This is a genomic window from Nocardia amamiensis NBRC 102102 (assembly GCF_001612745.1).
GTDB lineage: Bacteria > Actinomycetota > Actinomycetes > Mycobacteriales > Mycobacteriaceae > Nocardia > Nocardia amamiensis.
In genome coordinates this window covers 1-12,529 of the sequence record NZ_BDBA01000262.1, presented here as the reverse complement: position 1 = coordinate 12,529, position 12,529 = coordinate 1, and the positions used below count along the sequence as shown (strand labels likewise).

Here is a 12,529-nt window from a genome sequence, read left to right as displayed (position 1 = left end):
AGTGGGCGCCGTGGGCGCTACCGGTCGCGACGGCTTCGGTCGCGGCATCGGTCGCGAGGATCAGCGCGGCGGCCCGTCCGTCCGAGGCCGAGGCGCGCTCATGCCGGCCGAGTTGGCGCAGAAAAGACCCTTCTGTACTTCCCGCCAGTGAGAGGAGCACCGGGTCGGCGCTGTGGTTGCATACTTTGCGCAATTCGGCCCTGGCCGCGGCGTAGCGGCCCTGGCCACCGAGAACCACCGCGCGATACCAGCAGCCGAGCGCGTCCGAAGCGGGCGGCAACTCGGTGGCGGGACGGCCGGGATCGGCTCCGAAGGCGGCCTCGGCGAGGACGGTGAGACAAGGATCTTCCAGCGGAGCGGGCATGAACACGGGCGCACTCTATCCCCTGCCCGAGCAGGGCCGGGTCAGGGGAAGATCGACAGCAGCCCGCTGGCAACCTCCCGGCATTTCGTCGCCGAAGCCATGTTGCCATTAGGTAAATCTCGGTCCGGCAATCGCCGAGCGCCCACCCCGGGAATTCATGCGTGTTTCGTGTAATTAACCTGCCCGCCCCGTTTCCGCCATCTCCGATCCGCACGGCGCGAACGCCGGAGCGGGCAGGGGCGCTCGCCGCCATACGGCCGACATCGGACCATGGGGCGCCGCTCGGCCATCGAAATAGCCTCTACCTGCGCAAACTCGGTTATGCCTGGCGCATGAGAGAGCTACGGACCACCGGCCAACCGAACAGTATCGCCGGAACCAACACGAAAAGTAAACAGTCCGGAGGTTAAATTTGGCAGCGCGAGATTTGGAAAACTGCTGCGCCGAACTATTGACGGAATTTCGCGGCTGGACCTAACGTAGCTCATCGCCACGGACGGCGCCGCGCGAAATTGCAGCGACCGCGAAGGGCGAGCCCCCGGGCACCCTCGCCGACACGGCGCTGTGGCCCACAACTGTTGCAGAACAACTGCTCGACAATGCTGACGAGCTCGCACCACGAGGAGTTCACCATGCCCATGCCGACCCACCTTCCGGGACCTAACGCCGATGTCTGGGATTGGCAGATGCGAGGGTCTTGCCGCGGGCAGGATTCCGCGGTGTTCTTCCATCCCGATGGCGAGCGTGGCCGAGCCCGCACCGCGCGCGAGATGCGCGCCAAGGAGATCTGCCGCACCTGCCCGGTGCTCATGCAGTGCCGCACGCACGCGCTGAAAGTCAGCGAACCCTACGGCATCTGGGGCGGCATGTCGGAGACCGAGCGCGAGATGCACGCGCGGCGTAGCCGCCGCCGCATGGCCGTCTGAGCCGAATCGCCTCCCATCCGCACGCCACCGGGCGTCGAATGCCTAGCAAACAGCGGGCCACTGCAACAACCCCCGGCCGAGCCGCGCACGCAACACGGTGATCGGTTCAGCGTCGGGGACCGGCGCGTGGGTTCCGATCGGTCACCATCGATCAGCCGGCCGCCGTGGCGTACGGTCCAGGGCTGTGGGGTTCGGCATGTCGCGGGCACGCTCGGCGATGCGAGCGACGGGCCGGTAAGCGGGTAGCTTGCGCGACCACGAAGGGCCCCGGGAGTGCCGCCGGTCGGGCACAGCGGGTCACGGCGTGTTTTCCTTCCGAGATGTCCGGCGTGTCGCAGTTTTTCGCGACCCCGTCGGCCTACGGTCAGTGGGCGGGTACCCCACCGGAAGGGAGGCCATAGCGACGCGCTACGGTAGTGACCGATGACACAGAATGGAGCGTTGTGACAACGCGGCCGCCAGCCGCAGAGGGCGACTCGTTCCGAAGAGAAGCCTTCCCACCTTCGGTGGATTCTGCGGTTACGGCACGCGCAGCCGAAAGTATCGAGCTCGCCGCCCTTTTGCATCGATGCGGCCACGCCGACCAGGAAGCATTCGCCGAGTTGTACGACCGGACATGTGCGCGCGTCTTCGGTCTGGTGTTGCGGGTGCTGCATGATCCGGGATACGCGGAGGAGACCACACAGGAGGTCTATCTGCAGATCTGGCGGATGGCCGCGAGTTTCGACCCGGCGAAGGGTTCGGCGGTCACGTGGTTGATGACGCTCGCGCACCGGCGCGCCGTCGACCGGGTCCGCGCCGAACAGGCCCACACCCAACGCGAAGTCGCCTATGGGATCCGGGTTCTCGGCAACGAATTCGACGAGGTCACCGAAGAGGTCGAGCGCAGGTTCGAGCAACAGGCCGTCCTGGCCGGTCTTGCAACCCTGACCGAGACCCAGCGGGAAGCCATCTCGCTCGCCTACTACGGCGGGCGAACCTATGCGGAGGTGGCCACCTACCTCGACGTAGGGTTACCTACGGTGAAGTCCCGGATTCGGGACGGATTGACACGACTGAAAAGAAGTTTGGGGGTGACGTGAGATGAACGAACGACAGATCGATCTCGCGCACGCCGTCGCGCTCGGATCGATCGACGACGAAGACCATCACGAAGTCCAGGAGCTGCTCGACAGCGAGGACCCCGTGCTACGCGCGGAGTTCGCCGAGCAGGTGAAAGACAGCAAAAGAGCTCTCTCCACATTCGCCACAGCCGCGGCGGTCACCCCGCCGCCGTCGCTGCGTGCTCGCTTACTTGCGGCCATCGCCGCGCAGCAGCCACCGGTCGCCAGCTGAATCCGGCCTCCGCCACGGCTTCCTGCTCCGCGCGCGCCGACCCGTAGCAGTCGAACCGCCAGGATCGACGTCCGGTTCCGCGCCAGACAGCGTGTCGAGCTTCGGAATACCCCGGTAGTCACAGACGTCAGGTCGTGGGCACGGACAAGGCCCCCCGAACCGCGTGGTCCGAGGGGCCTTGTCTGCTGGTTTGCCCGAGCGGTTCCCGCTCAGTGCGCGTGGCCGTGGTGGCCGTGGTTGTTCTGCTCCTCGGCAGGCTTGTCGACCACGGCGCTCTCGGTGGTGAGCACCATGCGCGCGACCGACGCCGCGTTCACGACGGCCGAGCGGGTCACCTTCACCGGGTCGACGACACCGTCGGTGAGCAGGTCACCGTAAGTGAGGGTGGCGGCGTTGAAGCCCTCCTTGCCCTCGGCCACCTTGCTGACCACCACGGCGCCGTCCAGGCCCGCGTTGGTGGCAATCCAGTACAGCGGCGCCCGCAGCGCGGTGCGCACCACCTCGACGCCGACCGCCTCGTCACCGGACAGCGCGTCGCGCAGCTCGGCCAGCTTGCCGCTCGCCTGCACCAGAGCGGTGCCACCACCGGGCACGATGCCCTCCTCGACGGCGGCCTTGGCGGCGCTCACCGCGTCCTCGACGCGGTACTTGCGCTCCTTGAGCGCGGTCTCGGTGGCCGCGCCGACCTTGATCACCGCGACGCCACCGGCCAGCTTGGCCAGCCGTTCCTCGAGCTTCTCGCGATCCCAGTCGGAATCGGTGGCCTCGATCTCGCGGCGCAGCTGCGCGACGCGGGCCTCGATGTCCGCTGCGGAACCGGCGCCATCGATGACGGTGGTGTCGTCCTTGGTGACGACGACGCGACGCGCCTTGCCGAGCACGTCGATGCCCGCCTCGCGCAGGGTGATGCCCAGGTCGGGGTTCACCACGGTGCCTGCGGTGACGACGGCCAGGTCGTCGAGGAACGCCTTGCGGCGGTCACCGAAGAACGGCGCCTTCACCGCGACCGCCTTGATCGTCTTGCGGATCGCGTTGACCACCAGGGTGGACAGTGCCTCGCCCTCGATGTCCTCGGCGATGATCAGCACGGGCTTGCCGCTCTCGGCGATCTTCTCCAGCAGCGGGAGGAAGTCCGGCAGCGAGCTGATCTTCTCGCGGTGCAGCAGGACGAACACGTCCTCGAGGACGGCCTGCTGGCTGTCGGCATCGGTGACGAAGTACGGCGAGAGGTAGCCCTTGTCGAACTGCACGCCCTCGGTGACGACGAGCTCGGTCTGCAGCGTGGAGGACTCCTCGACGGTGACGACGCCGTCCTTGCCGACCGTGGTCAGCGCCTTACCGACCATCTCGCCGAGCTGCTCATCCCGGGACGCCACTGTTGCGACCTGCGCGATGGCCTGCTCGCCGGAGACCGGGGTGGCCAGCGCGAGCAGCGCCTCGGAGACCGCGTCGGCGGCCTTGGCGATGCCGGAGCCGACCGCGATCGGATTCGCGCCGGCGGCAACGTTCTTCAGGCCGGCGCGGACCAGTGCCTGGGCCAGCACGGTCGCGGTGGTGGTGCCGTCGCCCGCGACGTCGTTGGTCTTGGTGGCGACGCTCTTGACCAGCTGCGCGCCGAGATTCTCGAACGGGTCCTCCAGCTCGATGTCGCGCGCGATGGTGACGCCGTCGTTGGTCACGGTCGGGCCGCCGAAGGCCTTCGCGAGTACCACGTGGCGCCCGCGCGGGCCGAGGGTGACCTTCACCGCGTCGGCGAGCTTGTCGACACCGCGCTCCAGAGCCCGACGAGCCTTCTCGTCGAACTCGATCTGCTTTGCCATGTGTTTTTGCTCCTTGGGTTCGCGGCGCTGCGGGTGGTCTGTCGAAACCACGCCAGGCAATACGCCGAAGGCGCTAGCAACGCACTCCGCCCCGGGTCACGAAAGACACCGGGGCGGAACGCATGCGTGCCTGATCGGCTACTTGGTGACGACGGCCAGCACGTCGCGCGCCGACAGGATGAGGTACTCCTCGCCCTGGTACTTGATCTCGGTGCCGCCGTACTTGCTGTAGATGACGGTGTCACCCTCCTTGACGTCGACCGGGATGCGGTCGCCCTTGTCGGTGACGCGTCCTTCGCCGACGGCGATGACGGTGCCCTCCTGCGGCTTCTCCTTCGCCGTGTCGGGGATGACCAGGCCGGAGGCCGTCGTCGTCTCGGCCTCGTTGGCCTGGACGAGGATCTTGTCCTCGAGCGGCTTGATGTTCACGCTCGCCACGTTGAGCCCTCCACTTTCAGGGGATGTCGGTCGCCCGGAACTGTTGTCCCGGACTCATCGGTTCGGTCACGATGCTGACCCTGGGCATAGCCCCGTCGTCGCGGGTGCCGGGACCCCTGCTCAGTAGTCACGCTGCTGGCACAAGCACTGCACAGTGCCGACTAGCACTCTATACACGAGAGTGCCAGCGCTCAAGGCTGGGCGGTGCCAACTTCGCACGGCGCGCCCGATGGCGCTCGCGGCTTGGCGATCAGTTCGGGAAAACAGTAACGTTCGGATAACGGAATGTGACACTATGGACGACGGTCGCTGCCGGGCCTTGTCGTTCGTCACCAATCGGCGACGTCGAGGCCATGCGCAATACCACGGCGGCGCAGAAAACACGCAGCGCCGCAGCACCATCGTCGCACCATCAGCTTCACCAGAGAGCAACCCACGTGATCCATGGCCGGTCCCCGCGACCTCACCCGGACGAGGGCCGGTTCCATTCCCGGCCAGGATCGCGCGTCATCCACACTGCGGTCCGGCAGTTCATTCGAGATGGTCGGCCATACCACGACCATCCGCTCGAAGGGAGGTGAACATGCGAACATCCCTCGGCATCTCGGCCGGGACCGAGGTCGTGTGCTCGGCGCTGGTCGCCACTGCACCCAACGGCGCGCAGAGCTTCGACTACCGCGTCGTCTCCGCTGACGCGGCCCATTCCGACCTCGGTGACCTGGTGGCGTCCTCGATCGAGCTGATGACCACCCAGCTGCCGACCACTGCGCCGCCGCGCGACATTGTCCCGCCGGTCGGTGGGCGCTTCGCCGGTGTGCCACGCGATTTCGAGTCCGGGACCAGGCGCCCGCCCACCAGCGTCGCGGTCGCCTACCGCACCAAGGAGCAGGCGCAGATCATCCGCTCGGCCACCGGGAAACAGCGTGATCTGCGGTTGATCCCGGAGGGCACCGCCGCGTTGACCTATCTGCGGTACACGGGTCTGCTCGACCGGTACGACACGGTAGCCATCGTCGACCTGGGCGCATCCGGGCTCACTGTCACCGTCGCCGACCTCACCGACGGCTCCCTGCTGCGCTCCGATCGCACCGCGGCCGTCAGCGGCAAGGTCATCGACGACCTGATCTACCACCATTTGGTCGACCTGCACTTCGCCCGGCGCGGCACCCGCCCGAACCGCGGCATGCTGACCAACCGCGGCCGCGCGGCCAAGGAGCACCTGTCCGTCGCGCCCGCGGTCACCATCGATCATGTCGCCGGCCGCCCGCTGAAGCTGACCAGGGCCGACTTCGAAGAGTTGATCGCCGACCTGCTGCGCGACCTGACGGTGTTCGTCACCGCCGCCTTCGCTCGCGCACCGCGGCCACCGGAGGCGGTCGCGGTGATCGGGGGCGGCGCGAACATTCCCGCGGTGCTCGACAGGTTGACCGCCGTCCTGGACGTGCCGGTGTTCACCGTGCCCGACCCGGAGGCGGTGACCGCGAAAGGCGCTGCGCTGGTCGCGGATTCGGTGCAGCCGTCGGTGTTCCCGGTCGGCGGGCTCGGCGGCGACGCACCCGCCGGGACGTTCACCAAGGTGTTCGGCACCCTGGCCGGCGCGATCGTGGTCGTCGGCCTGATCGTCGGCTACGGCGTGAAGACGTTCGCGCCGACCTCGGACGACGAGGTCTCGCCAGCGGGGACCACGAGCACGGCCTCCCACCTGCCGACGCCGGTGCCCGCCCCGCCGCCGACCCCGGCGAGCACCACCAACGGCCGCGACCAGGACAGCACCGTTCGACCCACCGGCAGCATCGCGCCGACCAGCGCCGCAGGGGCAGGCGGCACCGGAATCCCGTCGATCACGCCGACCCAGCCCACCCTGCGCCCCGACCCGAACCTCCCGCCGATCCCGTTCCCGGAACTGCTCGGCCCGATGCTCGGCAACCGCCATGCGCCACTGGGCGCTTCGACCGATGCGGAGCCGAGCGGGAACGGGGACACACCAGTCGGGGCCGCCGCGCCCGACACGGGTTCGGGACCGGCCCAAGCCCCAGCGCGGTCGCGCTTACCGCTGCTTCCACGAGCGAACTCCGGGTCGGCGGCCGACACCGAGTTCGTCCCGGAACTGCTCACCACACCGAACTGACGCTCCCCCTGCTCTCCGGGCCGTGCGCCGCTGCCTCTCCGAGTCTCCAGGCCGTACGACGCTGGTGACGCGATATTTCGCGTCGGCGCCGCTGCAGTTCTGGGTGTGCTCCCCCGCCACTCCGCGTCTTCAGGCCGTACCAGCCGGGTGACGCGGGTTTTCGTTCAGGTCCCGCGTTCGTGCAGTTTCAGGTCTGGGCGTACCCGACGAGTCACCCATGTTCGCCGGTGCTGGACCCGCGCGTCCGCCGATGCCTGCACGCTGTGCTGGAGGTTTCGAGGACGCCGTCTCAGCTCAGCGCACCAGGCTGATCGACACCGGCAAGCCCGGGTCGGTGGCGACCGTCAGCGGCGACGGCGCTGCGCCACCGGCGATTACGTGTGCGCCCAGCGCCGCGATCATCACTCCGTTGTCCGTACACAACCGCGGCTTGGGCACGCGCAGGGTCACACCGGCGGCAGCGCAACGCTCCTCGGCCATCGAGCGGATCCGCGAGTTGGCCGTCGCGCCGCCGCCGAGCACGAGGGTGCCGACGCCGACGTCCTCGGCGGCGCGCACCGCCTTCAAGGTGAGCACATCCGCGACCGACTCCTGGAACGACGCCGCGATATCGGGGATGGGCAGATCGTCGGCGGCGATGCCATCGCGCTGCGCCGCCTCCACGTAGCGGGCCACCGCGGTCTTGAGGCCGGAGAAGGAAAAGTCGTAACGCGGGTCGCGCGGTCCGGTCATGCCCCGGGGGAACGCGATGGCGTGCGGATCACCGGTCGCCGCAGCGGCATCCAGCGCGGGACCACCGGGAAAGCCCAGCCCGAGCAGACGCGCCACCTTGTCGAATGCCTCCCCCGCCGCGTCGTCGACCGTGCTGCCCAGCTCGACGATCGGCTCGGCCAGATCCGTGACGTGCAGCAGATGGGTGTGCCCGCCGGAGACCAGCAGCGCGACGCACGGCGGCATCGGCCCGTGCTCCAAGGTGTCCACCGCGACGTGCCCGCCGAGATGGTTGAGTGCGTAGAACGGCACATCCCACGCCGCCGCATACGCTTTCGCTGCCGCGACGCCCACCAGCAGCGCACCGGCCAGGCCCGGGCCAATCGTCACGGCGAGCGCGTCCGGCTTGGCGATACCCGCGGCCGAGAGTGCGCGGCGCATCGCGGGCACGATCGCCTCCAGGTGTGCGCGCGAGGCGATTTCGGGGACAACGCCGCCGAAGCGGGCGTGCTGATCGACGCTGGAGGCGACCTCGTCGGCGAGCAGTTCGCAGGTGCCGTCGGCATTCCTGCGGACGATGCCGACACCGGTTTCGTCGCAGGAGCTTTCGATTCCCATGATGATCACGAGAGCACCTCGTCCGGTGTACGCCACGCCCGCTCCGCGCCGGCCAGCGCGGGGCGGCGCATCGTGTACGCGTCGGCGCCGCTGGGGTGGTAGTAGTTCTTGCGCAGTCCGATGATGTGAAATCCGTGCTTGGCGTAGAGCGCGATCGCGGGCGCGTTGTCGGTACGGACCTCCAGGAACACCGGTCCACCGCGCCTGCCCGCCTCGGCGAGCAACGCCTCCAGTAGCAGCGTGCCGATGCCCGCGCGATGGCAGCGCGGGTCGACGCCGATGGTGTGCACCTCGGCCTCGGGGTGTTCGGCATCACCCAGCAGGGCGATGCCCGCGTAGCCCACCATTCGCCCGTCGTCGTCGCGCGCGGTGATGTAGCGGTTGTGCGGCCCGGCCAGCTCGGACTGGAACGCCACCGCGGCCCACGGGTCGTCTTCCGGGAACAGCAATTGCTCGAGCTCGACGCAGCGCGCGATGTCGGCGGGTGCCATCGGTTCGATTCGGACAGCCACCATTGTCACGCCCCCGTCCGGTCGAGCTTGCGGTAGGCGTTCTCGACGGCGTCCGGCCTGCGCAGGTACAGCGGAACAAGCGACTCCGGAACGGTGCGGGCCAGCAACTCGGCCGCAGCGACGCGCACCAACCCGGCGGGCGAGGGTGTCTCAGCAGGCAGCACGGGAAGATCGAAGAAGTCGACGTGCGAAGCGGATCCGGCAATGGCCGTGGCCGATCCTGCGTCCAGATCGGTCGGCTTGCATACCTCGGGTCCTGCGACGCGTGCGCCTTCGCGATATCGCGCCCAGTACACCTCCCGCCGACGCGCGTCGGTCACCACGAGCAGCTCGCCGGTCGGCGGAAGCTCCACCGCGGCGTCCGCCGCGATCGCGTCGAGGCTGCACACCCCGTACACCGGGATGCCCAGCGCGTCACCGAACGCGGCCGCCGTCGCCATGCCCACGCGCAGGCCGGTGAACGGGCCCGGACCGACGCCCACCACGATCGCGGCGATATCGGTCCTGGAACGACCTGCCTCGGTGAGGCATTCGAGAATCTGCGGGGTGAGTACCTCGGCATGGGCGCGGGGGTCGACCCGCACCCGGGAGGCGATGGTGCGTGCCTGGACGGGGCCGGTCGCGTCGGCGCCCTGATCCAGGTCCACGAGTCCCGCTGTAACGGCGGGTGTCGCGGTGTCGACGGCGAGTACAAGCATGATTGGCCTAACGATACCGGGTGGTCGGCGCCACCGATGCGAGCTACCTTCTAGCTAACCCACCCATTCCCAGATCGCGGTGCGCACATCCGAATCCGGCTCGCGCGCCAACAGCACCCGCAGATGCCGCTCGGTGAGGTGCTCCACCACCCCGCGGCCCCACTCCACCACGACCACCGCCTGATGCAGATCGGTGTCCAGGTCCAGGGCGTCGAGCTCGTCCAGGTCGCCGCCGAGCCGATAGGCGTCCACATGCACCATGGGCACCGCGGGCGCGCCCGGACGGTGCCCGGCCGGGTGCTGACGAGCGATGATGAATGTCGGCGAGCTGACCCGGCCCTGCACGCCGAGCCCTTCGGCGATGCCGCGGGTCAGCGCGGTCTTGCCCGCGCCGAGCGGCCCGTCCAGCACCACCAGGTCACCGGCGCGCAGGCCCGCGGCCAGTTCGCGGCCGAGGGCTTCGGTGTCGGCGACGGTGGGCAGCACCCGTTGCCCCGGTTCAGCCACCGGCCACCTCCGAGGCGTCGCCCAGCATCGGGTCGATGGCGCCCGCGCGCACCAGCAACCGGTCCAGCGCGGCATTGACGATATCCGGGTACTGCAGGTGCGGCATGTGTGCGGCGCCCTCCAGCCGGATCAGCTCGCTGCCGGGCAATGCCGCGGCCAGCGCACGGGAATTGCGGAACGGGATCACCAGATCGTGACCGCCGCCGAGCACCAAGGCCGGTGTGTCGGCCAAGACGGGCAACGCCGCCGACTCGTCGTGCAGTTCGATGGCATGCAGGAACTTCACGATGGTTTCCACCGGCGTCCGATCGATCATCAGCGTGGTGAAGCGCGACAGGGTCGGGCTCACCGGGCCGTGGAACGAGCTGACGTGCAGGATCGGCGCGATCACGTGGCGCGCGGTGGCGCGGCCGGCCTGTACCAGGGCGGGCGAGGCGTGCACGGCCAGCCGGAACCCGTCGATCGCGGGGTTGCGCAGCAGCTGAGTGATGCCGGTCGCGGTGACCTCCGCCGCGGTCGTCGAGAGCAGCGCGATCCCGATCACCCTGGCCGCGAACAACTCCGGAAAGCGTGCCGCAGCCGCGAGGATGGCCATTCCGCCCAGCGAATGCCCGACCAGGACCACCGGTCCGGTCGGCGCTGTGGCCGTCAGCACGGCGGCGAGATCGCGGCCGAGCTGGGCGACGGTGCAGCTCTCGGTGCTCGGCGTACCGGAGCGGCCGTGCCCGCGCAGATCGAAGAAAACCATGCGGACCTGTGCGCCCCAAAGCCTTTCCAAATCGCGGCGCTGGAAGTGGAAGGACTGCATGCTGTTGCAGAAGCCGTGCAGGAAGATCACAGTGACCGGCGCGTCATCGGGTCCGCAGGTCCGGGTGGCCAAGGGCACGCCGTCGTCGGCGAGTACCGTGCCCGCGCGGTCGGCATCGATCAGCGCGAAGTTCTCGTCGCGGTAGTCGTCGCCCCGTGCGGGCCACAGCACACGCGCGCCGGCACGACGCAGCGCGTGTGCTCCCGCCAGCGCGCCAACCACACCGGCGGTGGCCAACCCGCCGCGCAGCGGGGTCATCCGGAACGGGCTCATCGAGCGCCGCCGACGTAACGCCGGGTGACCCGGCCGCGCGGCGAGCACACCACTTCGTAGTGAATGGTGCCGAGTAGGTCCGCCCAATCCTGGGCATGCGGTTGTGTGCCGAAGAGGATCGCGGGGTCGCCTTCCTGGACGCCCGCCGCGTTGTCACCGAGATCCACGACGAATTGGTCCATGCACACCCGGCCGACGTTCCGGCGCAGAGCACCGCCGAGCCAGACGTCGAACCGACCGCTCAAAGTACGGAACACGCCGTCGGCGTAGCCCGCGGGGACCAGCGCGACGGTGGTGTCGTGCGGTGCGATCCACTGGTGTCCATACGAGACGCCCTCCCCCGCCGCGACCCGCTTGACCAGCGCGACCCTGGCCTGGAACGTCATCGCCGGACGCAGGCCGAAGTCGTCATCGGGTATCGGGGACAGGCCGTACACGGCGATGCCGGGCCGGACCAGGTCGAAGGCCAGATCGGGGCGGGTCAAGGTGGCCGCGGAGTTGGCGATGTGCACCAGCTCGGGTTCGAGGCCGTGCTCCTTGGCCGCGGCGATCGCTTCCAGGAAGCGGGCGCGTTGCACGTCGTTGTTGGGGTGTTCCGGTTCGTCGGCGTGCGCCAGATGCGAGAAGATCGCGCGCAACCGCACCGCCTGCTCGTCGACCAGCGCGCGCAGCGGCGTCAGGACCTGCGGGTATTCGATCGGCACTACACCGTTGCGATTGAGGCCGGTGTCCACCTTCACGCTGACCGTCGCAGTGCGTCCGGTCTTGCGGGCCGCGGCCTCGACCGCACGCAGATGTGCCGGCGAGGAGACACCGATCTCGACATCGGCCTCGACCGCGGCCGCGAAGTCCGCGTCCGCGTTGTTGAGCCAGCACAGGACGGGCGCGGTGATCCCCGCCGCGCGCAGCTGCACCGCCTCGGCCACTGTCGTGACACCCAGCTCGGCCGCCCCCGCCGCCAATGCTGTCCTGGCCACCTCGACCGCGCCGTGGTTGTAGCCGTCGGCCTTCACCACCGCCATCACCCCCGCGTCCCCTGCGTGTTCCCGCAGGATCCGCACGTTGTGGGCGATCGCGTCCAGATCGATGACCGTTTCCACTTGCGCACTCACGGCAGTGCTGTCCGCCTCTCCGCGTATTCCGGTTCCCCGCCTCTCCGGGCCTTCCGGCGTACCAGTCGGGTGGCGCGGGAGTTGCGGTCGGTTTTGGTCGAGTCTATTGGCGCGCTGGGTTCCGGTCGCAGCCGGTTGACCCGCCCGACCCGGCGCGACTGGCTCCCTACCAGGTCAGAACGGATGGGCGAGGCGGCGCAGGACGCCGATCGCGGGGCGGACGTGGGCCGAGAGCAGGCTCGCCGAGATGGGGGCTCCGGCGGGGGCGGCGTCGAGGGC

The 12,529-nt window shown here is 69.2% G+C and carries 12 protein-coding genes and 1 pseudogene; 4 read left to right on the top strand and 9 right to left on the bottom strand.

Annotated elements, in window-relative coordinates; all coding sequences use genetic code 11:
* Positions 1–364, bottom strand: a pseudogene (locus tag NA4_RS34290) (hypothetical protein); the annotation flags it as partial.
* A gap of 632 nt (positions 365–996) precedes the next feature.
* On the opposite strand from NA4_RS34290, the gene NA4_RS34285 reads away from it, so the two are divergent.
* The 3 genes from NA4_RS34285 (at position 997) to NA4_RS34275 (ending at position 2,625) form a co-directional block, all read left to right on the top strand.
* Positions 997–1,290, top strand: a complete 294-nt coding sequence (locus tag NA4_RS34285) for a WhiB family transcriptional regulator (RefSeq protein ID WP_067479596.1) — start codon at positions 997–999, stop codon at positions 1,288–1,290.
* A gap of 506 nt (positions 1,291–1,796) precedes the next feature.
* The gene (locus NA4_RS34280; RefSeq protein WP_040774592.1) at positions 1,797–2,372 is read left to right on the top strand and encodes a sigma-70 family RNA polymerase sigma factor; all 576 of its coding nucleotides are present in this window, start codon (positions 1,797–1,799) and stop codon (positions 2,370–2,372) included.
* Between the two features lies 1 nt (position 2,373).
* Positions 2,374–2,625, top strand: a complete 252-nt coding sequence (locus NA4_RS34275) for an RskA family anti-sigma factor (protein WP_067479594.1) — start codon at positions 2,374–2,376, stop codon at positions 2,623–2,625.
* A gap of 209 nt (positions 2,626–2,834) precedes the next feature.
* On the opposite strand, the gene groL is transcribed toward NA4_RS34275, so the two are convergent.
* Together groL and groES are read right to left on the bottom strand one after the other, a co-directional pair.
* The gene (gene groL / locus NA4_RS34270; RefSeq protein ID WP_067479595.1) at positions 2,835–4,445 is read right to left on the bottom strand and encodes a chaperonin GroEL; all 1,611 of its coding nucleotides are present in this window, start codon (positions 4,443–4,445) and stop codon (positions 2,835–2,837) included.
* Positions 4,446–4,583: 138 nt separating this feature from the next.
* Positions 4,584–4,883 carry a co-chaperone GroES gene (groES, locus tag NA4_RS34265; protein WP_014981824.1) on the bottom strand — a complete coding sequence of 100 codons (300 nt, stop codon included), beginning with the start codon at positions 4,881–4,883 and terminating at the stop codon, positions 4,584–4,586.
* A 583-nt stretch (positions 4,884–5,466) separates the two neighbouring features.
* Between groES and NA4_RS34260 the strand changes: the two genes are divergently transcribed.
* The gene (locus NA4_RS34260) at positions 5,467–7,011 is read left to right on the top strand and encodes a DUF7159 family protein (RefSeq protein ID WP_067479593.1); all 1,545 of its coding nucleotides are present in this window, start codon (positions 5,467–5,469) and stop codon (positions 7,009–7,011) included.
* Between the two features lie 294 nt (positions 7,012–7,305).
* Here the strand turns inward: NA4_RS34260 and tsaD are convergent, their stop codons facing one another.
* From tsaD to alr, 6 genes are read right to left on the bottom strand one after another with little or no spacing between them, the layout of a single operon-like run.
* Positions 7,306–8,349 (bottom strand): tRNA (adenosine(37)-N6)-threonylcarbamoyltransferase complex transferase subunit TsaD, encoded by a 1,044-nt coding sequence (tsaD, locus tag NA4_RS34255; RefSeq protein ID WP_067479591.1) that lies wholly within the window; start codon positions 8,347–8,349, stop codon positions 7,306–7,308.
* Positions 8,346–8,855: a ribosomal protein S18-alanine N-acetyltransferase gene (rimI, locus tag NA4_RS34250; RefSeq protein ID WP_067479589.1), complete on the bottom strand. Its 510-nt coding sequence runs from the start codon at positions 8,853–8,855 to the stop codon at positions 8,346–8,348. The genes tsaD and rimI overlap by 4 nt, the downstream gene beginning before the upstream one ends.
* 2 nt (positions 8,856–8,857) lie before the next feature.
* Positions 8,858–9,550, bottom strand: a complete 693-nt coding sequence (gene tsaB / locus NA4_RS34245; RefSeq protein WP_067479587.1) for a tRNA (adenosine(37)-N6)-threonylcarbamoyltransferase complex dimerization subunit type 1 TsaB — start codon at positions 9,548–9,550, stop codon at positions 8,858–8,860.
* Between the two features lie 54 nt (positions 9,551–9,604).
* Entirely contained in the window at positions 9,605–10,057 is a 453-nt protein-coding gene (tsaE, locus tag NA4_RS34240) for a tRNA (adenosine(37)-N6)-threonylcarbamoyltransferase complex ATPase subunit type 1 TsaE (RefSeq protein ID WP_067479585.1), read from the bottom strand.
* Positions 10,050–11,138, bottom strand: a complete 1,089-nt coding sequence (locus NA4_RS34235) for an alpha/beta fold hydrolase (RefSeq protein WP_067479583.1) — start codon at positions 11,136–11,138, stop codon at positions 10,050–10,052. Before NA4_RS34235 ends, tsaE begins: the two co-directional genes overlap by 8 nt.
* A complete protein-coding gene (alr, locus tag NA4_RS34230) occupies positions 11,135–12,277 on the bottom strand; it encodes an alanine racemase (RefSeq protein ID WP_067479582.1) in 1,143 nt (380 codons plus the stop codon). The genes NA4_RS34235 and alr overlap by 4 nt, the downstream gene beginning before the upstream one ends.
* Between the last annotated feature and the right edge of the window lie 252 nt (positions 12,278–12,529).